The organism is Vreelandella profundi, assembly GCF_019722725.1.
GTDB classification, from domain to species: domain Bacteria; phylum Pseudomonadota; class Gammaproteobacteria; order Pseudomonadales; family Halomonadaceae; genus Vreelandella; species Vreelandella profundi.
Genome location: NZ_CP077941.1, coordinates 1,419,513 through 1,445,335, shown reverse-complemented (window position 1 = coordinate 1,445,335; position 25,823 = coordinate 1,419,513). Strand labels below are relative to the sequence as shown.

Sequence of the window (25,823 nt, the reverse complement as noted above, 5' to 3'; positions counted from 1 at the left end):
TGAAATTGCTAGGAATCTGCACGGCCGCTCTCTCCTTCAGCGTCGCTCCCAGAGGGCTGTTGTACAGCGTCTTGATCAAAAGCAATTGAGCGCGCAATTCGCTGGAGGGTGGTGACCGGCATTTCGCCTATGGCAATCAGCTGCCAGCGCCCCTCGTCGGTGGTGTAATGCTCAATAGCCACGGCAGAGACACCCAGCTGCTGCACACCCTCGCGCAAGCCACCCGCTTCATCTTGCTCGAGGGGCTCGACAAAAATACTAACGGTGGCTAAACCGTCGCTATAGACACGCTGTTGAACGTCGTTACCAGAGAATGCAACTGGCTGGCCCACAAAACCTTCAGGCAACCAGGTCGTACGCCACGGAGTGCTGAGCGCAACCTTGGGGGAGTCTACGCGGATATTTCCGGTGTACTGCTGAGGCGACTGAAGCTGGGTGATTTGAAAGGTCTCAATAATGCGACCCTGCTGATCAATAAGCACGTGCTTGAGCAACAGCCCGGTCTCACGATCTAACCACCACTCGTGAGAAAAACGCCATTGATCAAGAGGCTCGAAAATGAGCTTTACCGCTTCTCGTCCAGCGACTCGCGCATTTTCCTCTAAATCAATCTGGTAATATTCTTCAAGGTGAGCTGCCCATCTAGCAGGGGACGGACGTCCTCCGCTGCCACTGTCTTCGGTCCACGCGAGCCTGCCTACCGGCGAACGCCGCTCAATGCTGACGGAGGGACCATCCAGATACTGCACGACCTGCTGACGTATGCCGTCTTGAATACGGTGCGAAAGCGCCAGTGTACGTACATTGATGGCATCTATAGCCACGGCTCTTGCCTGAAAAGCATAGCAGTGGCTCGCCCATAGGCCGCGCTCAAGCCACTCAGCGCCGTTACTGGGTGCCGATATCAAGGTATCCGCGCACTCGTAGCCGGAGCTAGCATGGGTATCGCTTTGCGCGTGCACTTGAAGCGAAAACATACTGACCGACAGTGCCAGTACCCATGCGCTCCCTGCTCGGGAAGGTATTAACACTTTGAACGCTCTATTTCTTAGCACGCTCTACTCACCTAACAGTACTCCACCGAGTGACGGCAGATAATTAGCGTTGGCCCAGCGGCTCAGTTACCGCTGAAGAGCGCATGAGCGGCATCCAGCTGTCACCACTTCCATAAGCAGCACTTTGAGTATGTTGCTCTAAGTAGGATTGCAGCATGCCAATTTGATCAACGTTAATGTTAGTCCCTTGCGAGGCGCTAACGCCCTGAGATGCCTGGTTAGAGAAACCTGTTTCACTAATATTCATCAGGCCGCTCTGGGCTGACTGACCACTAATGCGAAAAGGCGTAGGCTCAAACATAGGCATATCGGCATTTGATGCCATAGCAGGCTGTGCGGCTAGGTTGACCGGCTGCACTTGGCTAGTCGCATTAGGAGACGACGCGGCGATACCGCCACCGTCCTGGCTCACAGACAAACCGTTACCAAAGAACTGTACGCCGGTAATCACCATTAGCGATACGGCCGCCGCCACACCTGCGCCGCGGGCGAATGAAATCCCACCGGCACGCGTAGCAACGCGTTCTTCGACATCCATGGAAGGCGCGGACTCGTCGCGCAATCGGGCCATGATGCCAGCAGAAAGATCGATGCTGACATCAACCCCTCTTTCACGCTGCATCATGCTGCGTGCTAAATGGTAGCGCCTCCATGTCTCTGCGGCACCGTCATCATTAGGCAGTGCTTTCAACACTCGGCGTAGCTCAAGCTCATCACTCTCGCCATCCATTAACACAGAAAGTGATTCCCGTGTGTTATGACTCATACTTCACACCCTCACACTGTTTAAAAGAAGTACTGGAGCAATGGTTGCGAATTAAACGCGCTATCGCCCCGACGACTTCACTGGCCAAGGCAAGTCTTAACGACTGCTGTTCAAGGCCCGTCATTTCACTCATTTTGCCAATTAAGACAATGTCTGCTAATCAAGACAGTCAGCTCTATGACGCGTCATTTCCTAGACAGTTCACAAAAAAGTAAAAGCTAATTGTTGTGAAGGCATTCCTTGCCAGTCATATTACCTGTTACTTATGACCATCATTCATCGCGACTGTTCCGTGCCGTGGAAACAAGCGGACGAATATGTTCATCGACCGCTTCACGAGCGCGAAAAATACGCGAACGTACGGTACCCACCGGGCACTGCATCACCTGCGCAATATCCTCATAGGCAAGGCCATCTAACTCACGCAAGGTAATAGCCGTACGCAGATCGTCGGGCAGGTTATCAATTGCCTGATAGACCGCCGCCTCTAGCTGGTCTCTGGCAATGGCGGCTTCTGGCGACTCGGAGTCTGCCAACCGGCCGCTTTGATCGACAATCTCAGCATCAGCAATATCTAGATCGCTACCGGGAGGCCGACGCCCCCGCGAAACCAAATAGTTTTTCGCCGTATTGATCGCGATCCGGTACATCCAAGTATAAAAAGCACTTTCGGCGCGAAACTTGCCTAAGGCGCGGTACGCCTTAATAAATGCCTCCTGCGCTACATCCTGAACTTCAGAGTGATCGTGTACGTAGCGGCTAATTAGGCCAATAATTTTATGCTGGTATTTTTTCACCAGCAGATCGAAAGCGCGCGTATCACCTTTTTGAGCACGTTCAACAAGCTGTTGGTCTGTTTCCCGAGTGCCCATTCACACGCTCCTCAAGCTCGTACGGCATGCGCCGAGCCCCATTCCTATTAGCCCTAAACAGCGGGCGTTCACAGCAAGCAGCATAGCGTCCCTTGGGCATTGATTAATAATAAGTGAAAGTAAACGGCGAACGCATCGTCCGCACCTGTTACCACATTCTATGATAAAGCTATATTTTTTTAACAAGTTAAATACATTGACCCGCTACATTTATAACAATATGGCGCCAGTGTTACGCGTTCTGTGCGGCGCATCAAGGGCTTAATCTGAATACATAAAAACCTTGTGGCTGACACTTTTCGACCACCGATAGTTCCACAGCAATTGATTTTTACCTGCTCGGCAAGCGATAGTAGGCCCCACTTTTATCGCTCCCTCACTTTTTTTCAGCCATTACGCAAGCACAGGTAGCAAGATGTCAGAACAACAGGTTAATAACCTTAACGTCCTCGCTCAAGACGTACTCACCACGCCAGAAGCCCTTAAGAATGCAGTACCGCTCACTGATGCGGCAGAGCGCACTGTCATTGAGGGTCGCCAAACCATCCAGAATATCCTAGATGGAAACGACCCGCGACTGCTGGTCGTTGTTGGCCCATGTTCAATTCACGATGTCGACGCCGCGCTGGATTACGCTCGCCGCCTGCGCACGCTGGCCGATCAAGTCAGTGACAGCCTGTATATCGTTATGCGCGTTTACTTTGAGAAACCGCGTACAACGGTGGGCTGGAAAGGCCTCATTAATGACCCGCACCTCAACGATTCTTTTGAGATCGATGAAGGCCTGCACATCGCGCGCAAGCTGCTGGTCGATCTTGCCGAAATGGGCCTACCGTTGGCCACTGAAGCGCTGGACCCAATTTCGCCACAGTACATGCAAGACTGTATCAGTTGGTCAGCCATTGGCGCACGCACCACCGAGTCTCAAACTCACCGCGAAATGGCGTCAGGCCTCTCCTGCCCCGTCGGGTTCAAAAACGGTACAGACGGCAGTCTTGATGTCGCTATTAACGCACTTGAGTCTGTTGCCAGCCCGCACAATTTCTTGGGCATTAACCAGGCCGGCCAAGTGGCCATCATTCGTACCCGCGGCAATGCCTACGGCCATGTAGTACTGCGTGGCGGCAACGGCAAACCCAACTACGATAGCGTAAGCGTGGCACTCGCGGAGAAAGAGCTGAAAAAAGCTAAGCTCTCACCCAACATCATGATTGACTGCTCTCACGCCAACTCTAATAAAGATGCGGCGCTACAGCCCCTAGTACTAGAAAACGTCACTAACCAAATTTTGGAAGGTAATACCTCCATTATAGGGCTAATGATTGAATCTAATATTGGCTGGGGCAATCAGAAACTAACCGAAGATCTCAGCCAGCTTCAGTATGGCGTATCCATTACCGATGCATGCATCGACTGGGACACCACGGTAGAAGCATTCAACCGCATGAACGACAAACTCACCGTTCCATTGGCGAAACGCATTGCCCAGTAAGGCCTTATTAATCAAGTAAGCGCTTATTAAGAAAGAACGTTTAATCCCCGCCACGGCGGGGATTTTCGTTATTTAACAGCTCCACTTTGAACACGCCTTGCTGAGCAACTCTCTCTAACAAGCCGATCTAAGAAAGCAGGGTCTAAGAAAGCAGGATCTAAGAAAACATCTCAGAGCTCTTGTCACAGCGGTACTTATTGAACAATTTCACGCCGAAAAGGCGGCAGTGCGTCCAGCAGGGCTTGTCCGTAACGGCGGGTAATGACACGTTTATCTAGCAAGGTAATCGTGCCGCGATCGCTTTCTTTACGAATTAATCGCCCACAGGCCTGAACCAGCTTTATAGACGCATCGGGCACGCTAATGCGCATAAACGCATTACCGCCCTGACTTTCTATCCACTCGGCTAAGGTGGCACCCACCGGGTCGTCGGGCACCGCAAACGGCAAGCGCGTAATGACCACATGCGTCAGGTAGTCGCCCGGCAGGTCAATACCTTCAGCAAAACTGGCCAAGCCAAAAATAATGCTGCCATCGCCTTTATCAACCGCGGCGCGATGCCTTTCAATAAGCTCACGCTTGGGCAGTGCATCCTGCGCCAATACGCGAGCTTTAACGTCTGCAGGCAATGCTTTATCGACCGCGCGCAGCTGTGCACGGGAAGAAAACAGCACCAGCGCAGCCTCTTTGTCGGCCAACTGAGAGACAAAGCTGACGATGGCTCTCTCGTGAGCCTCTCTATCACTAGGGTCAGTCGCCTCTTTCGGCACTCGCAACACGGCGTTGGCATAGTCAAACGGGCTAGGCAATGCCTGATAGCGATAGCGATTAGCCAGGCCCGCGCGCTCTTGCAGGCGCTCAAAGCGCCCTAACGCCGTCAACGTCGCTGAGGTCACTACCGCGCCATGACAGCGACCCCACAAGTGCTTAGCCAGAGTGTATGCCGCCGATACGGGGCTGGCCGAAAACTCAATTTCTGCCTCTCCGGCTACGCGGCTAAGGGTAATCCAGCGAGCGCTGGGCGCCTCATTAGCCGCATCCTGCTCGCTAAATGCCTGCCACAATGCATGAGCCTCTAAGGCCCGCCCATGAAGCAGCGCCACGAGTGGCAGCCACGTTTCGGCCTGCTCGCGATCCAAGCCGGTTTGCTTATCAGGGTCCAGGCTTTCACGCAAAATATCGCTGATACTTTCAAGACAGCGCGACAGCGAAGCAAACATTACCAGCAGCTGCTGGGCCTGCTCGCGCAGCGCATCCGGAATCTGCCCCTTCTCGAACCGCAGTTGATGCGTCGCCTCTTCATCGGCTAATCCGTTCGGCCGCCCCGCTAGCTGATGGCCCACGCTAAACACATCGCCCAGCGTAGGCTCAAGATTATGAATCAGCTCAGGCAAGCTTGTTAACAGCCGGGCGACGGTGGGCTGAACGGCCAATCCCTGGTGCAGATCAGTCAAGCTAGTTCTTAACGTCTTCAGCCAGCGCAAACAGCCGTGTACCGCAAAACGATGCGCGAAGTGGGAAAGCGCCTTCTCAGGCAGGTGGTGGCCTTCATCAAACACGAAAATACAGTCTGCCGGGTCGGGCAAAATAGCACCGCCACCCAGCGCTAAATCGGCTAGCACAAGATCGTGATTGGCAACGATAACGTCGGCATTTTCAAGCTCACGCCGCGAACGAAAAAACGCGCAGGCACCAAAATGCCCGCAGCGCCTGCCCGTACACTGGCGATGATCGACCGTTAAACGACGCCAATGCGCATCGTCAATGGCCGCTGGCCAATTATCACGATCACCTTCCCACTCCCCTTGGCCGTATGCCTGCGCCATATCGGTGGCGAGGACGCTAAAATCGCTACTTTGTGTTTGCAAAGACTGCTCAAAAAGCGAAAGCGTTGGGTTGGGGTCAGTGCCTTCCAGCTCTTGATCCAAACGCGCCACGCAAACATAGCGACCTCGCCCTTTCGCTAATGCGTAGCGAAAGGCAATGCCGCTATGGCTAGCCAACGAAGGTAAGTCCTGGTTAAGCACCTGTTCTTGAAGGGCGACCGTTGCGGTCGATACTATGAGCCGCTTGCCTCGTGCTTTAGCAATCGGGAGCGCGGCAATCAAATAGGCCAGTGTCTTCCCCGTACCGGTACCCGCTTCCAGCACGCAGACATGGGTATCGTTAGTCCGCTTACCCTCGCTATCGCTTTCGATATTACCGAGGGTGCGAGCAATTTCGGCGATCATCATACGCTGCCCGTAGCGTGGGGTTAGCCCAAGGCTTTCCACCACGCGACGATAAGCGTCTTGAATCTCGCCTTTTAGGGCTGTATCAAGCATGCGGTTTAGAGCATACCTTCCGGCGGATGCACGCAGGGCAGCTTGTCATTGATGTACTGCTCGATTTCCGGCAGTGAAAACGCATCTTCCTCACCGACAAAGCTAATCGAGACGCCCTTCGCACCTGCACGCCCGGTGCGTCCAATGCGATGCACGTAGTCTTCAGGATCTTCAGGCAGGGTGTAATTGATGACGTGGCTTACGTCTTCAATATGAATCCCACGGCCGGCCACATCGGTTGCGACCAACACCTGAATTTCGCCTTCACGAAAGCTTTCCAGGGTTTTGATACGCTGATTCTGCGGCACATCGCCCGACAGCATCGCCACGCTCACGCCGGCTTTGCTAAGCAAATCATTCAGCTTACGCACCAAATCGCGACGATTACCGAAGACCATGACGCGCTCAAAGCTTTCCTGCTGTAGCAAATTGACCAGCAAGCGTTGCTTATCGTCATCTGACACCAAGTAAACGCGCTGATCTATATCTGCCTGGTTTTCAACCGTCACGGCTATTTCGACGTGGGCAGGATCAAGCGTCCACTGGCTGGCGAGATTGAGAATGTCGTCGGTAAAGGTAGCCGAGAACAGAAACGTTTGACGCTCCTCGGGTTTCGGCGTGTAGCGAATAATCCGCTTCACGTCAGGGATAAAGCCCATCGACAACATGCGGTCGGCTTCATCTAGTACCAGTACTTCGACTTCACTGAGATCGATATCGCGCTTTTGATGGAAGTCCAGCAAGCGTCCTGGCGTTGCCACCAGAATATCGATTTTGCTACCCAGGCTCTCACGCTGTTTCTGATAGTCCATACCGCCGACGACGCTAGCCACGTTAAGCTGCGTAAAGCGTGCTAATGCTTTGGCATCTTTTTCAATCTGCAGCGCCAGCTCGCGGGTAGGCGCAATGATCAGCGCGCGTGGTGCACCCGGCTTTTGACCATCGGGCGTGGGCTCTTCTAGGAAGTAGCTCATGACTGAGATCAAAAAGGCGGCTGTTTTCCCGGTTCCCGTTTGCGCTTTGCCGACAATGTCACCGCCTAAAAGCGTCTGGCGCAGGGCCTCAGCTTGAATAGGCGTGCAGTATTCAAACCCTTGGGCATGAATAGCGCGCATCAGTGGCAGCGGCAGATCAAAGTCATGAAAGCGCCACTTGCCGGCCACGGCGGGCACCTGAAACTGACGAAGATCCCAGCTCGACTGGCGACGACGCGGCTTCCGACGGCGGCGTTTTGGCTTGCGGTTCTGGGCCGGTGCTGTGGTCTGTTCCGACTCGCTCATAGGCTGTCTATCTGTCCATTGCTGTGGAGGTTAGGCATCAAGAAGTGCGCATTGTACCAGGGCTTGGCGATAAGAGCGCGTCCTGCTGTCGAAGGAGGCCCAAGGCCTGTTAGAATAGCCGTCAAATCGACGTAAGGAGCGCGACATGACGCGTAAGAAAAAAACTCGCTCACTGGCCGACAAGGTCACTATACGTACCGGACGGCGCAAAGATTACAAAAAATGGCGCCACGACAACCCTGACCAGGTGGTTTCCTCAGTGCGTTTTGTAGCCAAAAAGCAGCAGCAGCGCAAGCTTCAAGCGGTGAAAAAGCTCGCCCGCCAGCAGAGCGGCCAAACCATTGCGATTCATCCTGACAAGCCTGACAGCCCTAAAGGAAGCGACTCGTAATGCGCTTGGTTTCGTTCAACATCAACGGCATTCGTGCACGTCTTCACCAGCTGCAGGCATTGATCGACACTCAGCAGCCTGACGTGATTGGCCTGCAGGAAATCAAAGTACAAGACAGCGAATTTCCACTCGCTGACGTAGAAGCGATGGGCTACCACGTTTTTTATCACGGTCAAAAAGGACATTATGGCGTTGCCCTAATGTGCCGCCAAGCACCGCAAGAAGTGTTTTACGGCTTTCCTGATGATGAAGAAGACGCACAGCGCCGTATGATTGGCGTACGCCTGCTGGCTGACGACGGTGAAGCCGTAACGATCTGGAATGGCTACTTCCCTCAGGGTGAAAACGTTACGCACCCCACCAAGTTTCCTCATAAAGAACGCTTTTATGGCCAGCTTGCCAGACTGCTTAACGAACAGCATCGGCCTGACGAGCGGCTAGCGGTGATGGGCGACTTCAACATTTCGCCCGAAGACCAGGATATCGGCATTGGTGAAGCTAATCGCAAGCGCTGGCTACGCGAAGGCAAAGCCAGCTTCCAACCGATTGAGCGTGAGTGGCTGGCAGGCATTAAAGCCTGGGGATTAACCGATAGCTATCGTCTTCTTTACCCGCATATCGATGACCGCTTCAGCTGGTTTGACTACCGCTCCAAAGCATTTGACCAGGATCCTAAGCGCGGCCTGCGCATTGATTACATCTTGGTCACCAAGCCGCTGGCCGAATGCACCTCCGAGGCAGGCATTGACTATGACCTGCGAGGCATCGAGCGCCCTTCAGATCATGCGCCGATTTGGAGCGATTTTAAACTAACGCTTAAGGCTTAGCTAAAGCTGGCTAGCCACTGTTCCGCTTCATCATCACCCAACGCTGACGCTTGCGTGAATGCCTGCTTCGCCTGCTGATCGTCACCCCAGGCGTAAGCTAGCTGACCATAGGTGCGCCAATCAGCGGCTGACTCGGTATGTAGCGCCAAGGCCTGCCAGGCATTCAGCGCATTTTCAACATGCTTAGCCTGCTGCCAAGCGCTGGCCAGCAGGCGCAAGGTTGATTCCTCACGGACAATAGCGCCTTCGCTGAGCGCTTGCTCAAGATACTCCGCCGCCCGGGCAGGCGTCCCTCCCGCAAGATGCAGCTGAATTAACAACCAGCGATCTTCAGGCTGGGTTAGCTTGCCCAGCTGCCACGCCATGTCCCAAAGGCCAGCGGCAACGTACGCCTGCCCTGCCTGCTGCGCCAGCCCAGCCGCCTCTCGCCATTGAGCGGCATCGCTTTGAGCATCTAAACCCTCAAGCAAACGCCCAAGCGCCTGCTCGCCCTGACCTGCATTTCGATAAACGGCCAGCATTAAGGCGTGCTGAGTATCACTAGGCTGTGGCGTTTGTTCCAGCGCCGTTTCAAGCCGGCCAGCGGCCTCATCCCAGCGCTCTTGCTGGGCAAGCATCCGGATTAGCTGCCAGCTCGTATCGGCATCTTGATGATTAGCCAACCACTCACTGAGCAGTTCAATTGCCTGATCACGCTGACCGGCAGCGCGACGCAATGACGCTTCTTCTCGCAACCACTGCGCCGCCTGCTCGCTATCAACGCCATTTAATCCACGGGCAATGGCGAGCCTGTCGGCTGCATCACCTGGCTGGTCCTGGCGCATTAATGCACCGGCTGCAAGCTGCTGATAGAGCGCGCTAGCCCAGCGGTCTGACTGGTTACCGCCGGCTAATCGCTCCGCCTGGGACGTCGCCCGCTCAACAACATCGCTTAATAAACCTTCCTGCAACTGACGCTGTAATCCAGTGAGATCAGCAATGACATCACCCGGCAGCGCGGGGCTTGCAAGCGCCCCGACAGACCAGGCGCTGAGTAATACAATAGACATCAGACGTTTCATAGCGCTACCTCAACTGAAACTCGATCCGCTGGGTGGCATTGCGCAACTGATCGCTGGGTTCAAATTGCCACTGGGCGATGGCTTGCTGAGCAGCCTCTTCAAACACCCGGCGGGGCTGCGCGTTAGTGACGCGTATCGAGGAAGCGTCAACGCTGCCATCACGACGAATCATAAAGGCCACTTCCACAAAGCCTTCCATGCCCCGACGCTGCGCACGCGATGGATAGTTGGGGTTAACCCGGCTAGTCGGCGTAGCCTGACCAACGCTAACAGGCTCGTTAGACGGTGCAGGCTCAGCCTGTGGTGCGGCCTCACGATCGGCCGGCGCTGCCTCCGAGGCGCTAGGCGCAGCCTCACGCGGAGTAGGCGCGGGCTCCGCGGGTGCTGGCTGAGGCCGTGGCGTTGGCGCAGGCTCTGGCGTCGGCTCTGGGGTCACTTCGGTCAACTCAGGTAGCTCACTGTCCATCTCAACCGGCTCGACAGGCTCATCCGGCAGTTCAATTTCCGGCATGGTAATCGCGCTGTCTGACACCGGCGGTGGCTCTGGTGTCGGCATAGGAGGAGGCGCCTGCTGCGCAGCTGACTCGGCAGGCTGCGGTGCCGGAGCTTCTTGCTCAGGCGCGACGTCCGGCATCTCCACCATATTCATGGCCATGCTCATGGTGATCTTTTCTGGCGTGCGCTCCGGCGGCGCCACCAATTGCGCCAGCAGCCAAAACAAGCCTACCGCCAGTACCGCGCCGCCTAATAACGACAGCCCATGTCGCATCATGGCCCGCTCCGACTCGCCGCCACTGCTACTTGGTCGACCCCCGCCTCACGCAAGCGGTCCATGACTTCAATCAACAGCCCGGTGGTGGACGCGCGATCCGCCTGGATGACAACAGAGCCATCTTTACTCAGCATACCGGCCACCTGCTGACCAATCCGATGCACGTCGACAGGGCTACCGTCGACCCACACCGCACCTTCAGGCGAAATAGCCACCAGCACCTGAGCATCCGGGCGTGGGCTGGCAGCACTGGATTCAGGGCGTTCAATCTCGACACCGCTCTCTTTGACAAAGCTCGTGGTGACGATAAAGAAAATCAGCATAATAAATACGACATCAAGCATCGGAGTGAGGTTGACCTCATTGCTCTCCGCATTGTTATCTATAGAACGGCGTCTACGCATCACTTTCCTCCAACGCCCGGGCCAAGCGATCATGCAGCCGCTGGTCCTCACGACGAATAACGTGTTCTAAGCGGCTAATAAATAATAGCCCTACCACCGCAATGGCCATACCGGTCAGCGTGGGCAGCGTGGCTCGCGCCACGCCGTCAGCCATAGCGCGAGCCTGATGAGTCTCACTTAGGGATAGGCTATCAAACACACTGATCATGCCTGTCACCGTACCCAGCAGACCTAACAAGGGGCATAGTGCCACCAGCAGCTTCAGCCATGGCAGCGGTTTGCGCAGTTTGGCCACCAATGCTTCGGCCCATACTTGGCGCAATGTCCGCGCGCTCCAGCTAGCGTGATCGCTGCGTGCGGCCCAGCGATGCAATAGCTCGCGCCGGGCTACGCGCCAAGTGATGCGGTAATACCACCAGCGCTCCATGGCCATGGCGAAAACCAACACGGCCACTACCGCCAGCACCACTAATACAGCGCCGCCAGCTTCCACCAAGCGCTCAACGGGTTCGAGCCATAGAGGAAGAGAGGACATGTTAAGTCACCGTATGAGCGGGCGCGTGAGTCTCAAGGTGGTCGGCCAATGTCGCACTCGCCTGCCCTTCGATCACGTGCGTTAAATAGCGGCTACGACCAGCAAGCGCGGTCTGCACAAAGAGTAGCGGCACCGCTGTAATGAGACCCAGCACGGTGGTAACTAGCGCTTGGCTAATCCCACCTGCCATTAACTGGGGGTCACCGGTACCAAAGACGGTAATCGCCTGGAAGGTCACAATCATACCGGTGACGGTACCCAGCAAACCGAGTAACGGCGCAATAGCCGCCAGCAGCTTAACCATGGGCTGGCTGCGTTCAAGCTTCGGCAGTTCGGCCAATACCGCTTCGTCTAAGCGTGCCTCCAATGCTTCAGAGGTTTGATGCTTATCCATACCTTCAAAGCGCAGCAGTACACGCCCTAGCGGATTATTGGTTTGCAGCTGGCCTAGCGATTGGCGCTGACGATGCACGCGCATGCTCACCAGCACCAGATACGCGTACTGCCCTAAGCCAACCACGAGACCAATAATGCCGAGCGCCACAACGACATACCCCACATAGCCGCCTTGCTGAAAACGCTCCCATAAGCTGGGCTGCTGAGCGAGTGCTTCCAGCACGCTGCCCTGGGTTGGATCAACCGCGAACACACGACTTTCGTCCTGAAAATAAGCGGGCAAAAGCGCACCAATTTGCCGCGGGGTACGGGGCAACACCGCCAAACCGCCGTCTCCTTCGCTGCGCTGGAGCAATTCATTCTCGCTAAAAATAGCAAAATCGCCCAGCCGTACAACGGTTTGAGGCGCTATGTCGCCATTGGCATCCGCCACCGCTAGCTCAAGACGCTCCGCGCGCCCAGTGCTAGCGGTCAATGCGGCTAGCCGATCAACCACGTCTTCTAACTGATGGCGCTCCAGCACTTCTACATTATCTAAGCGCGGCGGCAGCGCCTCTTCACTGAGTGCTAAAAGGCTGTCGCCGCCTAACTCATTGCGAATATCTGCGCTGTGCTGAGCAAGACTCGCCAGCAAACCGGACATTGCCTCACCCTGTTCAGACTGACGCTCAGTTAACTCACCGGCCTGCTGTGCCTGTTCTGCCTGCTGCGCCTGTAGCGCTTCGTACTGCTGCTGAGCATCCTCATTCTCAGCACGCGCCTGCTCCAGCGCAGACGCTAATGCCTGCTGATCGTCTATAAAGCCCATTAGCCGCTGCTGATCACGCGTTTCGGCGGCCTCGCGGGCCTCGCGCAGCGAGGTTGTGCTATCCGTTTGCGCCATTGAAAGGCCGCTAACCGCTACCAGCCCCACTAGAGCGCAAACATAGCCAACTCGGCGAAGGGATAGTCGGTGAAGAGATAGCCGATGAAGAGCTAAACGATGAGTAGATAGACGATCATTGGTTAAGCAAAAACGGCTCATGGCTGCTCTCCCCGCGGTTCACTGGCACTGATCGAGAGCGGCAAGGTTAATAGATCCGGGGCGCGCTGGTCTTCCGCCATGCGCAGCCCGTTGCGCACTTCGCGCAGGTAGGAATCATCCAGGGCCTGCCATGCGGCGTCTTCTGCATTCCAAACGCCACCTTCACGCCCATCCGGTGTCAGGTAGTAAAAGCCGATACGCCCAATACGCAAGAAGTCCACTTCCCGCTCACGCCCATCTTGTTGCAAACGGCCGCGCCAGCTATCGATTTCGCGCCCGTAGTTAAGCTCAACGCGCCACGCTTCAAGCAGCCCGCCAATACGCTCAATGGTATTATCGCCCTGCTCATCTTGCTGGCGCTCGACGCGCGCTAGGCGCTCATCGCGTAAAAATGGCAGATCACTTTCGATCCATTGGCTGAGCTGATCGGACATATTTTGCTCAATCACGGGAAGCGCTGCACGGGTTTCTTCAAGAGTATCTAACGCGGTAGCAAGGCGCTGCTGACGCTCGTCCTCTGAGGCCAAACGCCCGGCTAAGGAGGCGTTATCAGTCGTTAGCTGGCGGCTTTCACGCTCTAAACGACGCAGCTCTTCTAACTGAGAGCGAGTTTGCTCATCAGCGGCATCTATCTGTTCCTGGAGAGCTGCCTGGGTTTGCTGGGCTTGTACACTTTGGGCCGCTTGAGCCACTGCTTGATCACTTGCCATTAGCGCGCTGCTGGCCAGCACTCCCGCTAGCCAACATCCACGCAAAGCAAAGAAAGGCCTGTTCAGCACGTCGACTCTCCGTCACTGAGTAGCGGGCAACTGCGACTGCCCGACTAAAAACTAATTAGGTATTAGAACGATTTGCGTTCATCTTTTTACGATGCATAGCCTACCACTAATAGAATTAATGACAATATTTATCATTAGCAATTAGCCGATTTTACGCCCAACATTTGCATAAAAAAAAGCGGCAACTCTGATGAGTTACCGCCTTTAATAATAGTCTAGCAAGCCTAACCTAGCTTTCAGCGTGCGCGATTAAAACGCCCAGTCGTCGTCTTCAGTGGCGACGGCTTTACCGATCACGTAGGAAGAGCCTGAGCCTGAGAAGAAGTCATGATTCTCATCGGCATTGGGTGACAGCGCGGCCATGATAGTAGGGTCAACATCGGTGACGCTGCTGGGAAACAGCGGCTCAAACCCTAGGTTCATTAGCGCTTTGTTGGCGTTGTAATGAAGGAATTTTTTAACGTCTTCACTCAAGCCTACCTCGTCATACAGCGACTCGGTGTAGCGCACTTCGTTATCGTACAGTTCCAGCAACAGCTCATAGGCGTAATCTTTCACCTCTTGCTGTCGTGCCGGCGTCGCTTCAGCCAATGCCTGCTGGAACTTGTAGCCAATGTAGTAGCCGTGAACCGCTTCATCACGAATGATCAAACGAATCAGGTCAGCGGTATTGGTCAGCTTGGCATGGCTTGACCAGTACATCGGCAGGTAAAAGCCGGAGTAGAACAAAAACGACTCAAGGAAAACGCTGGCCACTTTACGCATCAGCGGATCATCGGAGCGGTAGCGCTCTAGGATCAGCTGAGATTTCGCCTGCAGCGTGGGATTCTCTTCACTCCAGCGGAACGCATCATCAACATCGCGCGTGGCGCAAAGCGTAGAGAAAATAGAGCTGTAGGAGCGCGCATGCACCGACTCCATAAAGGCGATATTGGTATAAACCGCCTCTTCGTGAGGCGTCCGCGCGTCTTCCATCAGCACCGGCGCACCAATGCTGCTTTGAATGGTATCCAGCAGCGTAAGACCGGTAAACACTCGGATTGTCAGCTGCTTCTCTTGCTGAGTCAGCGTATTCCACGACTGGATATCGTTAGAAAGCGGCACCTTTTCAGGCAGCCAGAAATTGCTGGTTAAGCGGTTCCATACTTCCAGGTCTTTATCATCCTGAAGCCGGTTCCAGTTAATCGCGTCAACCCGCGACAAACGTTGCATGGTGTTCATGGCATTGCTCTCAAAGCTCGGTTAGCAAAACGTAGCGTTCAATAATAGACACGGGGCGCAAAGCGCTTTGCTGGTTACAGCGTGCACGAAACACAGCCTTCCACTTCGGTGCCTTCTAACGCACTCTGACGCAGACGAATGTAATAAAGGGTTTTGATGCCTTTACGCCAGGCGTAAATCTGCGCTTTATTGATATCGCGCGTACTGGCGGTATCCGGGAAGAACAGCGTCAGCGATAGGCCCTGGTCAACGTGCTGCGAAGCTTCGGCGTAGGTATCGATGATTTTTTCCGGACCAATTTCGTAGGCGTCCTGGAAATAGTCAAAATTAGCTTCATTCAGGAACGGCGCCGGATAATAAACACGGCCAAGCTTGCCCTCTTTACGAATCTCAATTCTCGCCGCCACCGGATGGATACTGGAAGTCGAGTTATTGATGTAAGAGATCGACCCGGTAGGCGGTACGGCCTGCAAGTTACGGTTATATAAACCGTGTGCCATGACCGATGCTTTCAGCTCCTCCCAATCCTGCTGACTAGGCAAGACAATCCCGCTTTTCTCAAACAGCTCACGTACTTTATCAGTACGCGGCAGCCACGCTTGATCGGTATATTTATCGAAAAACGTGCCTGAGGCGTAGGTAGAATCTGCAAAGCCTGCAAAAGTACCGCTGTGTTCAATGGCTAAGCTATTAGATGCGCGGATGGCATGGAAAGCCACGCAGTAGAAATACAGGTTGGTAAAATCCAAGCCTTCATCAGAGCCGTAATAAATATGCTCTCGCGCCAAATAGCCGTGCAGGTTCATTTGACCCAAGCCTATCGCCCGCGACTGCGCATTGCCTTCCGCAATAGAAGGTACGCTGCGTAGGTTGCTCATTTCCGACACGGCAGTAAGGCCACGGATAGCGATTTCAACGCTGGTACCGATATCGCCAGCGTCCATCACTTTGGCGATATTCATCGACCCCAGATTACACGAGATGTCTTGACCCACATGGCGGTAGCCGAGGTCTTCGTCATACTCGGTGGGCGTATTAACCTGAAGAATCTCAGAGCAAAGGTTGCTCATATTGATACGGCCAGCTATCGGGTTAGCCCGGTTGACCGTGTCTTCAAACATAATGTACGGATAGCCCGACTCAAACTGCAGTTCAGCCAGCACTTGGAAAAACGCCCGCGCATTAATTTTATGCTTGCGAATGCGCGCATCCGCCACCATTTCGTGATACTTCTCGGTGACGCTGATGTCACCAAACGGCACGCCGTAAACACGCTCTACGTCGTAGGGCGAGAACAGATACATGTCGTCGTTGCGCTTGGCGAGTTCAAAGGTAATATCCGGAATCGTCACGCCCAGCGATAGCGTTTTGATGCGAATCTTCTCGTCGGCATTTTCTCGCTTTGTATCCAAGAAGCGCAGGATATCCGGGTGGTGGGCGTTAAGATATACCGCCCCCGCACCCTGACGAGCACCCAGCTGATTAGCGTAGGAAAAGGCGTCTTCCAGCAGCTTCATAATCGGAATGATGCCCGACGACTGGTTTTCTATACGCTTGATAGGCGCGCCAGACTCACGAATATTGGTGAGCAAAAAGGCCACGCCGCCGCCGCGCTTAGAGAGCTGCAGCGCGGAGTTAATCGCCCGGCCAATCGACTCCATATTGTCTTCAATACGTAGCAAGAAGCACGACACTAGCTCGCCACGCTGCTGCTTACCGCAGTTCAAAAAGGTAGGCGTGGCGGGCTGAAAACGTCCGCTGATGATCTCATCCACTAGCGATTTGGCCAGCGCTTCTTCACCGCGCGCAAGCGTCAACGCTACCATGCAGACACGGTCTTCATAACGCTCTAAGTAGCGCTTGCCGTCAAACGTCTTCAGGGTATAGCTGGTGTAATACTTAAAGGCACCCAAAAAGCTGGGAAAGCGGAATTTGTACGCATAGGCCTGCTCAAACAGCGCTTTTACAAAGGCAAAGCTGTACTGCGCAAGCATTTCGGCTTCGTAATACTGCTCTTCAACCAAGTAATCGAGCTTTTCCTCCAACGAGTGGAAGAACACCGTGTTTTGGTTAACGTGCTGTAAAAAATACTGCCTGGCCGCTTCACGGTCTTTACTTAGCTGCAGTTCGCCATCGGCACCGTACAGATTGAGCATGGCATTAAGCGCATGATAATCCAGAGTACGCGTCTCAGAAGCCGCCGCTGGCCGCTTTGCTTCTGCCCCGTTTTGTGTGACTGAGTTTTTTGTGGCTACGCTTGTCGTTTCCAAAACTCTACTACTCCTTTGCGGACATTGGCGACGTCATCGTCGGTGCCTAAAAGTTCGAACCGATACAGCAGTGGGACGCTACACTTCTTCGCAATGATACGGCCAGCTAGACCATACGCATCGCCAAAATTAGTATTTCCCGCTGCAATTACCCCCCGCAGGAGGTGACGGTTATGTATATCGTTGAGAAAATGAATGACCTGCTTTGGCACCGCGCCTTGCGCCCCGCCACCACCATAGGTAGGCGTAATTAAAATAAAGGGCTGGTCGACGCGTACAGCAGGCTCATCTCTATTCAGCGGCAGCCGCGTTGCGGCGAAACCAAGCTTTTCTACAAAACGATGGGTATTACCTGACTTGGTAGAGAAATAAACCAACGTGCCGGCTACCGATGTTTCTGAGCAATTTGCCAGCATGACAATGATCTATCTAGGCCAGTGCTTGAATACGATCAGGACGAAAACCCGACCAGTGATCTTCACCGACAACGACGACAGGAAGCTGGCGATAGCCTAGCGCTTCGACTTCTTCTTGCGCACCAGACTCCGCGGTAATATCGATAACCTTATACTCAAGACCCTGCTTATCAAGCGCGCGATAAGTAGCCGTACATTGTACACACGCAGGCTTGCTATAAATCTGAATTTCCATGGATGTTCCTCTGTTCAAAGCGGCATTTTTAGGATAGAGCACATGTAGCGCCTCTCCCCTCCCAAAGGCACCATGGATACTATATATAGACCACTTAAAAATCAATTCAAGCACATGTGGTATTTTTCTTTTTTGCCGTATTGACAATTCAGCGCTAACTCTGCGCTCCATAACGAAAAAACCGCCCACTAAAAAGTGGACGGTTTTTCACAGCGTTACGAGCAAACGCTGCTAGCAAATCATTACACTATCAGCTAATCGCTGCTTGATAGCGACGTTCAACGTCTTCCCAATTAACAACGTTAAAAAACGCGGCAATGTAGTCAGGACGCTTGTTTTGGTATTTCAGGTAGTAGGCGTGTTCCCAAACATCCAGACCAAGCAGCGGCGTGTTGCCGTGCATCAGCGGGCTATCCTGGTTCAACGTGTTTTCCACTACCAGCTTCTTCTCAGGCGTCAAAGACAGCCACGCCCAGCCGCTGCCAAAACGACCCACCGCCGCTTTCTTGAACTCTTCCTGGAAAGCTTCTAAGCCACCCAGTTCAGCGTCGATTGCTTTAGCAACATCGCCCTGCGGTTTACCACCAGCGTTGGTCGACAGCATCTGCCAAAACATAGAGTGGTTGGCATGACCGCCGCCATTGTTGATAACTGCTTGGCGCTTGGCTTCTGGAACACGATCCAGATTGGCAACCAGCTCTTCAACAGGAACATCTTCAAGACCTGTACCTTCTAGCGCGGCATTCAGGTTGGTGATGTAGGTTTGATGGTGACGAGAGTGGTGAATTTCCATCGTCATCGCATCGATGTTTGGTTCGAGAGCGTCATATGCGTACGGCAATTCGGGTAATGTATGTGCCATATCATCATCTCCTTGAGTGGCTTTCGTTGCTTACACTACAGATATGCGGTCAGCCCGCAGATTTTCAACCACCGAGGTGGTTTTTCTTACTCTTTATCTTAGCACCTACAGCTTACTCTCAAGCTCAGGCAGAATCTCAAACAGATCACCGACCAGGCCGTAATCGGCCACTTGGAAGATCGGCGCTTCGTCGTCTTTGTTGATCGCGACGATCACCTTAGAGTCTTTCATGCCCGCCAAGTGCTGAATAGCGCCAGAAATACCCACCGCAATGTACAAATCCGGGGCGACAATCTTGCCCGTTTGACCGACCTGCATGTCGTTAGGCACAAAGCCTGCGTCAACCGCGGCGCGAGACGCACCAATGGCAGCACCTAGCTTGTCGGCAATGCCGTCGAGCAGCTTGAAGTTCTCGCCGTTGCCCATACCACGGCCGCCAGAGATCACGACCTTGGCGCCGCCTAGCTCGGGGCGGTCGGACGCCGCCAGCTCTTCTTTGACAAAGCGGGACTGGCTGTTTTCCACAACAATGTCGACCGCTTCTACCGGGGCGTTGTTACCTTCGCCCACCGCATCAAAGCCGGTGGTACGCACGGTCATCACTTTAAGCGCATCGTCGCTTTTTACCGTGGCAATGGCGTTACCGGCATAAATCGGGCGCTTGAAGGTATCAGCGCTTTCGACGGCGATAATGTCAGAAAGCTGGCTGACGTCTTTTAACGCGGCTAGGCGTGGCAGCACGTTTTTACCGGTGGTGGAGGCGCTGGCGAGGACATGAGTGTAATCACCGGCCAGTTCAACCAGCAGCGCGCTCATGGGCTCGGCTAGCTGATGGGCGTAAACGGCATTGTCGGCTACGCGCACTTTGCTCACGCCATCCAGCTTAGCGGCAGAGTCAGCGGCGGCTTGAACGCCTTCGCCGGCAACCAGAACATCAATATCACCACCAATGGCTTTAGCAGCCGCTACAACGTGAGCGGTGGCCCCGGCCAGTTGGCCTTCGTGAAGATCAGCAAGTACCAGAATGCTCATGGAATTAGCTCCTTTCAAAGCCTGTTGTTAATGTACTTTGTTAAAGCACTTTGGCTTCGTTTTTTAGTTTGTCGACCAGCTCGTCTACCGAGGCAACTTTGACGCCGCCTTTGCGCTCAGCGGGCGACTCTACTTTGAGCAGGCTGACCTTGGAGGCCACCTCAACGCCGTAGTCGGCGGGGGTTTTAACATCCAGCGGCTTTTTCTTGGCCTTCATGATATCGGGCAGCTTGGCGTAGCGGGGCTCGTTGAGACGCAGGTCGGTGGTGACGATGGCAGGTAACGTCAGGGCGATAGTTTGCAGACCGCCGTCGATTTCGCGGGTGACGTTAACGCTGTCGCCGTCGACCGCCACTTCAGAGGCGAAGGTGCCTTGGGGAAAGCCGGTCAGCGCGGCGAGCATTTGGCCAGTTTGGTTATTGTCGGTGTCAATCGCCTGCTTGCCGAGAATCACCAGGCCGGGCTGTTCTTCATCGACGACCTTGGCCAGCAGCTTGGCCACCGCCAGGGATTCCACGCGCTCGTTAGTTTCAATATGAATAGCGCGATCGGCGCCCAGCGCCAGCGCGGTACGCAGCTGCTCTTGGGCAGCTTTAGGGCCAACAGAGACGGCGATGACTTCCGTGGCCACGCCCTTCTCTTTCAGGCGCACCGCTTCTTCCACGGCAATTTCGCAGAAGGGGTTCATGGCCATTTTAACGTTCGTCAGATCAACGTCCGAGTGGTCCGCTTTAACGCGAATTTTGACGTTGTAGTCGATGACGCGTTTAACCGCGACGAGTACTTTCATAGGTTCCTCGCTTGTCTTGTCATAAAAGCCGTTAACCAGAAACGGCACCCGCCCAGCAGGCACCTCTTATCAAATCCTAACGTGCTATCAAATCCCGCCTTGTTAGCAAATACCGCCTTGAAACATTTTAACCTAGGCGCCGCTGGGCACTAATAGCCGAGCCACGCTCTAAAACTTATGTACGTGCTTGATAGCCACAGCGTTGAAAAACGCTACCAATTTGCCACAGCCTACCGGCTAGCACCAATCGCCACTGGTTCATACCTGGGTGATGAGGCTGAAAAACAACGCGGTAAAGCATTGAGAAATGCTGCTTTGACCATCGTAGGCGTGACGTGACACAGGTATTATGCCTATGATGAGCAACAACCAGAAGCAAACGACCGTTTTAAATTAAGGCCAGCTTTTTATGCGCTAGCTCTCTTGTCAGCTAGCTTTAATGATTAGCGGCACTTAAAGAGAATAAGGAGAAACCGGGTGGAAACTGTTGAACGCGATGTAATGGACTTTGATGTCGTCATTGTCGGCGCCGGCCCTTCCGGGCTTGCCGCCGCTTGCCGCCTGATGCAACAGGCCAACGATGCAGAGCAAGAGTTCACGGTCTGCGTGGTAGAAAAGGGTTCCGAGGTCGGCGCACATATCCTATCAGGCGCGGTGTTTGAACCCCGCGCGCTAACGGAGCTGTTCCCAGACTGGAAAGAACGCGGCGCACCGCTGACGACCCCGGCGATTCGCGACGATGTTTTCTTACTGAAAGACGCCGCAAAAGCGCAAAAAGTGCCTAATGCGCTCGTCCCTAAGAGCATGCATAACACCGGCAGCGAGCAGTCACGCTACGTTATTAGTGCAGGCAACCTATGCCGTTGGCTGGGCGAGCAGGCAGAAGCGCTGGGCGTTGAAATATTCCCCGGCTTCGCGGCCCAAGAGGTCATTATTGAAGATGGCGCCGTGCGCGGCATCCTCATTGGTGATATGGGCGTCAGCGCCGACGGCACGCCCAAAGATGGCCATATGCCCGGTATGGAACTGCGCGCCAAATACACGCTGTTTGCAGAAGGCGCGCGCGGTCATTTAGGCAAACGTTTAATTAAAGACTTCTCGTTAGATGAAGGACGCGACCCTCAGCATTATGGCATTGGCTTAAAAGAGCTGTGGGACGTGCCTGCTGACAAGCATGAACCCGGCTTAGTGGTACACGGCTCAGGCTGGCCGCTAGACAAAAACACCCACGGCGGCTGGTTTCTCTATCACTCAGAAAATCAGCAGGTCGTGGTGGGTTTGATCATGGATTTAGGCTATCAGAATCCATGGCTTTCACCGTTTGATGAATTTCAGCGCATGAAACACCATCCGGTGCTTAGCCAGTATTTAGAAGGCGGCAAGCGGGTTGCTTACGGCGCCAGGGCTATCACCAAAGGGGGATTAAACAGCCTACCTAAAATGACCTTCCCTGGCGGCCTTCTCATCGGCTGTGATGCGGGCACTCTCAATTTTTCTAAAATTAAGGGTCTGCACACCGCCATGAAATCCGGCCTGGTGGCGGCAGAGAGCGTATTTGAAGCAATCCAGGGTGGTGATGAAGGCGCGCAGGAATTAACTAGCTTTACTCACAAATGGGAAGCTAGCTGGGCCTATCAAGAGCTGAAGGAAAGCGCCAGCTTCGGCCCTGCGATCCACAAATACGGCACCGTTGGCGGCGGCGCGTATAATTTTGCGCACCAGCTGTTGGGCAACAAACTGCCCAACGTGCACGACATCACCACTGACTATGGGGCTTTAAAGCCTGCGGCCGAGTTTGAGAAGATTAACTATCCCAAGCCGGACGGTAAGCTTTCTTTTGACAAGCCCACTTCAGTATTTCTGTCGAACACCAACCATGAAGAAGACCAGCCGTGTCATTTGCACCTGGATGACCCAGAGCTACCGATTCGCGATAACTTGCCCAAGTACGCCGAGCCGGCACAGCGCTACTGCCCGGCCGGTGTCTACGAAGTGGTTGAGGATAGCGCCGGACAGCCACGCTTTCAGATTAATTTTCAGAACTGCGTGCACTGCAAAACCTGCGATATTAAAGACCCGGCGCAAAATATCACCTGGGTAGCGCCAGAGGGCGGCGGCGGTCCTAACTACCCTAATATGTAATCCATACTCTGCGATGCCATCAGTCGCGTTACGGCTAGCGAATGGCCGTAACGCGTTGGGCACACGTGCTTCACCGCCACCCTATCAAAGCACGGCTTTTTGCGGTGTTTCCAGCAGCTCAATGGGCGCACGACGCGCGATAAGGCGGCGCCGGCCGGCCTGATCAAAGCGCACATCAATGACCGGATCACTGGCATTTCCCTCTACTGCCGCAACCTCCCCTTCTCCAAACACTGCATGCAAAAGCCGCTGACCGGGATAAAAATGCGTGCCTGCAGCATACGCTGCTTTAGCCTCTTCAAGCTGCGCCGCGGCAAGCACAATATCGTCACGGCCTAAGCGCATTAAATAGCGCTCAACCAGCCCAACCGAAGTCACCTGCAACGAAGTCGCTGGCGCACTGCCACTCGCCAAGCAAGACGCCACGCGCATACTGTCCTGCCAAGCGCTTTCAGCAATAAAACGACTTGGACGATGAGCACCACCATCATGAAGCACCAGCAGTTGCTCTTGAGCCCGTGTAATCGCCACGTAGAAAAGCCTTCGCTCCTCTTCCAAACGCTCATCGCTGAGCGGATTATCGCGACTGTAGTGGGGAAAATCTTCCTCATTGACACCAGCCACGGCAACCAGCGGCCATTCCAGCCCTTTGGCGCCGTGTACGGTACTAATAAGCACACCACCCGCCTGATTCTCGACCGGGCGCTCTAGTAGTTCGATAAAGGCATCGGGATCTTGGACGCTCTGCGCTTGCTCGATCAACACGTCGAGAAGCCGAACATCCTCTTCGCCCTTATCGCGACGCGCGGCGGCACGTTTGAGCGTTTTTTCCGCGTCAATGCTATCAACGACATGCCTTAACAGCTTTGCTGGCGGCCAGGCACTCAGTTGAGGCAGCTCGCACAGCAGCACCCAGCGCTTTTTTAACGTGCGGCGCTGGATTGGCTTTAGCTCTGTCAGCACCGGATCATGCCGCTCTGGCCACTGCTGAGTAGCGGCCAGCTGCTCAGCTAGGCGCTGCAGCCGCTCACGGGCAACAAAAGGAGTCGGCTGGGAAAGTAGTAACAAAAGCTGCTGTGGGTCACGCAGAAGAACAGATCGACGCGACAGCTTTAAATAGCCCGCCAGCGCCTGCACCAACGGCAGACGAAAGACGAAACGATCTTCACGCTGAAGGCGAAACGGAATCCCGGCCTGTAACAACGCTAGTTGAAACGGCACCGACAGCGCCCAGCTGCGCACCAGCAAACTGGTTTCGTTAAGCGCCCGCCCCTGGGCCTGCCAGTCCATCAACGCATCAAGTAGCAAGCGGCTACCTTGCCCGACTAGTAGGCGGGTCTCTGGATTATTAGGCGCTGCGAGGCACAGCTGGTTGGGGCGACGCTGATTAGCGGCGATGGCATGATTAGCGGCTAACGCCAGGGCATGGCCGTGGCGAAAGGTAGTAGAGAGCGGATAGTCGGTAGCATTGCCAAAAGTGGCGGTAAAATTTTCTAGCATGGTATCGGGCTTGGCACCGCGCCACTCATAAATACACTGATTGGCATCGCCGACCGCCATTACGCTGGCGTGCTTGCCAACGAGCACGGATAAGAGTCGCTGCTGCGCGGCGTTAATATCCTGATATTCATCAATAATGACGTGATCGAGAAACCCTTCAACGCGATCCCGCAGCGCGCTATCAGACTCTAAAGCCTGCAGCGGCCGATAAAGTAAGTCAGCATACGTCATGACACCTTCAGATTCTAATAGCCGCTCTGCTTCGGCAAACGCAGCCGGAAAATAGTCGGTATCGGTGTCGAAATTAAGCCGCTCGTAAAGCGCCTCGGGCGTGATCATTTCCGCCTTCACTAAGCCACAGAAGTGCGCCAGGGTTTCAAGCCGATCACCTTCCAGAGCAGCATCGCGGCGCTCGACGGCATCACGTAGCACATTAAGGCTCGCTTGACGGAGCAGCCTTTCTAACTGCCAATCGGCGGATAACAGATGACGTGAGGCAAGCGCACCCCAGCGGCATAGGCTTTGCGTTAAGCGATGCCCCAGCGAATGAAAGGTCCGCACGTCGGGCAGCACTTGCCCGGCGGGCGCCATTGACGCTAAGCGGCGCTGAAAATCATCCTTCGCAGAGCGGTTAAACATCAGCACCAAAATACGCTTGGACGGCACACCGCTTGCCAATAAATACAGTACTCGGGCAGCCATAGTCGTGGTCTTGCCTGCCCCCGCGACGGCCGCTACCCGCGCGTGCCCAGCACTATGATTAACGACGGCTTGCTGTTCAGCGGTTAACTTCACGGCGCCTCGCCTGTTGAATCATCGTCCAGCTGGCCCAGAGCAAACCAGTGCCCCGCGCTAATTAAGCCTATCTCCGTCACGCCATTGCCGACGTCGCGGGTCTCTGCGGCCTCAACCAGCTGATAGTAAACATTGCGGTGCAGCCGTGCGGCTAGCCCAAAGCGTACCGGCAGCTGCGGCACTTGCTCACCCTGTGAATTTAAAGTAACGCTCAGCGGGTGTTCGGTATCTAAGCGAACAACATCATCAAACTGGGTAGTGAACCACCAGGCATCATCATGAAAATCGGCTTCAACGGCGACCAGCGGAAGATCTTCAACCTGAACCCGCCAGCGCTCAACCGGCGTTACTAGGCAGTATCCGTCGGCATCATGACGCAATAGCGTTGCCAGCAAACGAGCCACCTTGGTGCGGGCAAACGGCTGTCCCTCGTGCCACCAGGTACCATCAGCATGAATACTTAGATTCATGTCACCGGAAAGCGCCGGATGCCACTTATCTAAAGGAGGGATAGCGCTGGCATTCTCTTCTGCCGTATCGCGCTGCTGTATCAGTCGATCAATATTCATTACCCACCTCGTT

Annotated in this window: 24 protein-coding genes; 4 read left to right on the top strand and 20 right to left on the bottom strand. The window is 54.5% G+C overall.

What is annotated here, in order from left to right; genetic code table 11:
* Window positions 1-8: 8 nt before the first annotated feature.
* The 3 genes from KUO20_RS06665 to rpoE all read right to left on the bottom strand — a co-directional run bounded on the left by KUO20_RS06665 (window position 9) and on the right by rpoE (window position 2,693).
* Window positions 9-1,031, bottom strand: a complete 1,023-nt coding sequence (locus tag KUO20_RS06665; RefSeq protein ID WP_235042085.1) for a MucB/RseB C-terminal domain-containing protein — start codon at window positions 1,029-1,031, stop codon at window positions 9-11.
* Between the two features lie 67 nt (window positions 1,032-1,098).
* Complete coding sequence (locus KUO20_RS06660) at window positions 1,099-1,821, bottom strand: sigma-E factor negative regulatory protein (RefSeq protein WP_235042084.1); 723 nt, start codon at window positions 1,819-1,821, stop codon at window positions 1,099-1,101.
* A gap of 272 nt (window positions 1,822-2,093) precedes the next feature.
* Window positions 2,094-2,693: an RNA polymerase sigma factor RpoE gene (gene rpoE, locus KUO20_RS06655; protein WP_235042083.1), complete on the bottom strand. Its 600-nt coding sequence runs from the start codon at window positions 2,691-2,693 to the stop codon at window positions 2,094-2,096.
* 415 nt (window positions 2,694-3,108) lie between these two features.
* On the opposite strand from rpoE, the gene KUO20_RS06650 reads away from it, so the two are divergent.
* Window positions 3,109-4,185 (top strand): 3-deoxy-7-phosphoheptulonate synthase, encoded by a 1,077-nt coding sequence (locus tag KUO20_RS06650; protein WP_235042082.1) that lies wholly within the window; start codon window positions 3,109-3,111, stop codon window positions 4,183-4,185.
* Between the two features lie 194 nt (window positions 4,186-4,379).
* Here KUO20_RS06650 and dinG read toward each other — a convergent pair whose 3' ends face one another.
* Complete coding sequence (gene dinG / locus KUO20_RS06645; RefSeq protein ID WP_235042081.1) at window positions 4,380-6,509, bottom strand: ATP-dependent DNA helicase DinG; 2,130 nt, start codon at window positions 6,507-6,509, stop codon at window positions 4,380-4,382.
* Window positions 6,510-6,514: 5 nt separating this feature from the next.
* A complete protein-coding gene (rhlB, locus tag KUO20_RS06640) occupies window positions 6,515-7,789 on the bottom strand; it encodes an ATP-dependent RNA helicase RhlB (RefSeq protein WP_235042080.1) in 1,275 nt (424 codons plus the stop codon).
* Between the two features lie 145 nt (window positions 7,790-7,934).
* Here rhlB and KUO20_RS06635 point away from each other — a divergent pair, with 145 nt between their 5' ends.
* Entirely contained in the window at window positions 7,935-8,180 is a 246-nt protein-coding gene (locus KUO20_RS06635) for a hypothetical protein (RefSeq protein ID WP_096280520.1), read from the top strand.
* Complete coding sequence (gene xthA / locus KUO20_RS06630) at window positions 8,180-9,007, top strand: exodeoxyribonuclease III (protein ID WP_235042079.1); 828 nt, start codon at window positions 8,180-8,182, stop codon at window positions 9,005-9,007. Before KUO20_RS06635 ends, xthA begins: the two co-directional genes overlap by 1 nt.
* On the opposite strand, the gene KUO20_RS06625 is transcribed toward xthA, so the two are convergent.
* From KUO20_RS06625 to KUO20_RS06565, 13 genes are all read right to left on the bottom strand, one after another.
* Window positions 9,004-10,068, bottom strand: coding sequence for a tetratricopeptide repeat protein (locus KUO20_RS06625; protein WP_235042078.1), 1,065 nt, complete (start codon window positions 10,066-10,068; stop codon window positions 9,004-9,006). The genes xthA and KUO20_RS06625 overlap by 4 nt on opposite strands.
* Before the next feature lie 4 nt (window positions 10,069-10,072).
* Complete coding sequence (locus KUO20_RS06620) at window positions 10,073-10,840, bottom strand: TonB family protein (protein WP_235042077.1); 768 nt, start codon at window positions 10,838-10,840, stop codon at window positions 10,073-10,075.
* Window positions 10,837-11,244 (bottom strand): ExbD/TolR family protein, encoded by a 408-nt coding sequence (locus KUO20_RS06615; RefSeq protein WP_096280532.1) that lies wholly within the window; start codon window positions 11,242-11,244, stop codon window positions 10,837-10,839. Before KUO20_RS06615 ends, KUO20_RS06620 begins: the two co-directional genes overlap by 4 nt.
* On the bottom strand, window positions 11,237-11,779 hold the full coding sequence (locus tag KUO20_RS06610; protein ID WP_235042076.1) for a MotA/TolQ/ExbB proton channel family protein: 543 nt from the start codon (window positions 11,777-11,779) through the stop codon (window positions 11,237-11,239). Before KUO20_RS06610 ends, KUO20_RS06615 begins: the two co-directional genes overlap by 8 nt.
* Before the next feature lies 1 nt (window position 11,780).
* Window positions 11,781-13,199, bottom strand: coding sequence for a MotA/TolQ/ExbB proton channel family protein (locus KUO20_RS06605; protein ID WP_235042075.1), 1,419 nt, complete (start codon window positions 13,197-13,199; stop codon window positions 11,781-11,783).
* A complete protein-coding gene (locus KUO20_RS06600) occupies window positions 13,196-13,978 on the bottom strand; it encodes a DUF3450 domain-containing protein (RefSeq protein ID WP_235042074.1) in 783 nt (260 codons plus the stop codon). Before KUO20_RS06600 ends, KUO20_RS06605 begins: the two co-directional genes overlap by 4 nt.
* Before the next feature lie 249 nt (window positions 13,979-14,227).
* Window positions 14,228-15,199 carry a class 1b ribonucleoside-diphosphate reductase subunit beta gene (gene nrdF, locus KUO20_RS06595; protein ID WP_096280544.1) on the bottom strand — a complete coding sequence of 324 codons (972 nt, stop codon included), beginning with the start codon at window positions 15,197-15,199 and terminating at the stop codon, window positions 14,228-14,230.
* Between the two features lie 74 nt (window positions 15,200-15,273).
* Window positions 15,274-17,469: a class 1b ribonucleoside-diphosphate reductase subunit alpha gene (gene nrdE, locus KUO20_RS06590; protein WP_237673375.1), complete on the bottom strand. Its 2,196-nt coding sequence runs from the start codon at window positions 17,467-17,469 to the stop codon at window positions 15,274-15,276.
* Window positions 17,451-17,885, bottom strand: a complete 435-nt coding sequence (gene nrdI, locus KUO20_RS06585; protein WP_235042073.1) for a class Ib ribonucleoside-diphosphate reductase assembly flavoprotein NrdI — start codon at window positions 17,883-17,885, stop codon at window positions 17,451-17,453. Before nrdI ends, nrdE begins: the two co-directional genes overlap by 19 nt.
* Before the next feature lie 13 nt (window positions 17,886-17,898).
* Window positions 17,899-18,120, bottom strand: coding sequence for a glutaredoxin-like protein NrdH (gene nrdH, locus KUO20_RS06580; protein ID WP_096280553.1), 222 nt, complete (start codon window positions 18,118-18,120; stop codon window positions 17,899-17,901).
* A gap of 250 nt (window positions 18,121-18,370) precedes the next feature.
* A complete protein-coding gene (locus tag KUO20_RS06575; protein WP_235042072.1) occupies window positions 18,371-18,982 on the bottom strand; it encodes a superoxide dismutase in 612 nt (203 codons plus the stop codon).
* 105 nt (window positions 18,983-19,087) lie between these two features.
* A complete protein-coding gene (locus tag KUO20_RS06570; RefSeq protein ID WP_235042071.1) occupies window positions 19,088-20,014 on the bottom strand; it encodes an electron transfer flavoprotein subunit alpha/FixB family protein in 927 nt (308 codons plus the stop codon).
* A gap of 40 nt (window positions 20,015-20,054) precedes the next feature.
* Window positions 20,055-20,804, bottom strand: a complete 750-nt coding sequence (locus KUO20_RS06565) for an electron transfer flavoprotein subunit beta/FixA family protein (protein WP_235042070.1) — start codon at window positions 20,802-20,804, stop codon at window positions 20,055-20,057.
* Between the two features lie 477 nt (window positions 20,805-21,281).
* Here KUO20_RS06565 and KUO20_RS06560 point away from each other — a divergent pair, with 477 nt between their 5' ends.
* Entirely contained in the window at window positions 21,282-22,946 is a 1,665-nt protein-coding gene (locus KUO20_RS06560) for an electron transfer flavoprotein-ubiquinone oxidoreductase (protein ID WP_235042069.1), read from the top strand.
* Between the two features lie 84 nt (window positions 22,947-23,030).
* Here KUO20_RS06560 and KUO20_RS06555 read toward each other — a convergent pair whose 3' ends face one another.
* Together KUO20_RS06555 and KUO20_RS06550 are read right to left on the bottom strand one after the other, a co-directional pair.
* Window positions 23,031-25,241: an ATP-dependent helicase gene (locus KUO20_RS06555; protein ID WP_235042068.1), complete on the bottom strand. Its 2,211-nt coding sequence runs from the start codon at window positions 25,239-25,241 to the stop codon at window positions 23,031-23,033.
* Entirely contained in the window at window positions 25,238-25,810 is a 573-nt protein-coding gene (locus tag KUO20_RS06550) for a DUF1285 domain-containing protein (RefSeq protein ID WP_235042067.1), read from the bottom strand. The genes KUO20_RS06555 and KUO20_RS06550 overlap by 4 nt, the downstream gene beginning before the upstream one ends.
* Window positions 25,811-25,823: the final 13 nt, after the last annotated feature.

What these genes read in the sequence shown, in the direction of transcription:
- KUO20_RS06660 (WP_235042084.1), bottom strand. Translation starts at nt 1,821, where the DNA reads ATGAGTCATAACACACGGGAATCACTTTCTGTGTTAATGGATGGCGAG.
- rpoE (WP_235042083.1), bottom strand. Translation starts at nt 2,693, where the DNA reads ATGGGCACTCGGGAAACAGACCAACAGCTTGTTGAACGTGCTCAAAAA.
- KUO20_RS06650 (WP_235042082.1), top strand. Translation starts at nt 3,109, where the DNA reads ATGTCAGAACAACAGGTTAATAACCTTAACGTCCTCGCTCAAGACGTA.
- dinG (WP_235042081.1), bottom strand. Translation starts at nt 6,509, where the DNA reads ATGCTTGATACAGCCCTAAAAGGCGAGATTCAAGACGCTTATCGTCGC.
- rhlB (WP_235042080.1), bottom strand. Translation starts at nt 7,789, where the DNA reads ATGAGCGAGTCGGAACAGACCACAGCACCGGCCCAGAACCGCAAGCCA.
- KUO20_RS06635 (WP_096280520.1), top strand. Translation starts at nt 7,935, where the DNA reads ATGACGCGTAAGAAAAAAACTCGCTCACTGGCCGACAAGGTCACTATA.
- xthA (WP_235042079.1), top strand. Translation starts at nt 8,180, where the DNA reads ATGCGCTTGGTTTCGTTCAACATCAACGGCATTCGTGCACGTCTTCAC.
- KUO20_RS06625 (WP_235042078.1), bottom strand. Translation starts at nt 10,068, where the DNA reads ATGAAACGTCTGATGTCTATTGTATTACTCAGCGCCTGGTCTGTCGGG.
- KUO20_RS06620 (WP_235042077.1), bottom strand. Translation starts at nt 10,840, where the DNA reads ATGATGCGACATGGGCTGTCGTTATTAGGCGGCGCGGTACTGGCGGTA.
- KUO20_RS06615 (WP_096280532.1), bottom strand. Translation starts at nt 11,244, where the DNA reads ATGCGTAGACGCCGTTCTATAGATAACAATGCGGAGAGCAATGAGGTC.
- KUO20_RS06610 (WP_235042076.1), bottom strand. Translation starts at nt 11,779, where the DNA reads ATGTCCTCTCTTCCTCTATGGCTCGAACCCGTTGAGCGCTTGGTGGAA.
- KUO20_RS06605 (WP_235042075.1), bottom strand. Translation starts at nt 13,199, where the DNA reads ATGAGCCGTTTTTGCTTAACCAATGATCGTCTATCTACTCATCGTTTA.
- nrdF (WP_096280544.1), bottom strand. Translation starts at nt 15,199, where the DNA reads ATGAACACCATGCAACGTTTGTCGCGGGTTGACGCGATTAACTGGAAC.
- nrdI (WP_235042073.1), bottom strand. Translation starts at nt 17,885, where the DNA reads ATGCTGGCAAATTGCTCAGAAACATCGGTAGCCGGCACGTTGGTTTAT.
- nrdH (WP_096280553.1), bottom strand. Translation starts at nt 18,120, where the DNA reads ATGGAAATTCAGATTTATAGCAAGCCTGCGTGTGTACAATGTACGGCT.
- KUO20_RS06575 (WP_235042072.1), bottom strand. Translation starts at nt 18,982, where the DNA reads ATGGCACATACATTACCCGAATTGCCGTACGCATATGACGCTCTCGAA.
- KUO20_RS06570 (WP_235042071.1), bottom strand. Translation starts at nt 20,014, where the DNA reads ATGAGCATTCTGGTACTTGCTGATCTTCACGAAGGCCAACTGGCCGGG.
- KUO20_RS06565 (WP_235042070.1), bottom strand. Translation starts at nt 20,804, where the DNA reads ATGAAAGTACTCGTCGCGGTTAAACGCGTCATCGACTACAACGTCAAA.
- KUO20_RS06550 (WP_235042067.1), bottom strand. Translation starts at nt 25,810, where the DNA reads ATGAATATTGATCGACTGATACAGCAGCGCGATACGGCAGAAGAGAAT.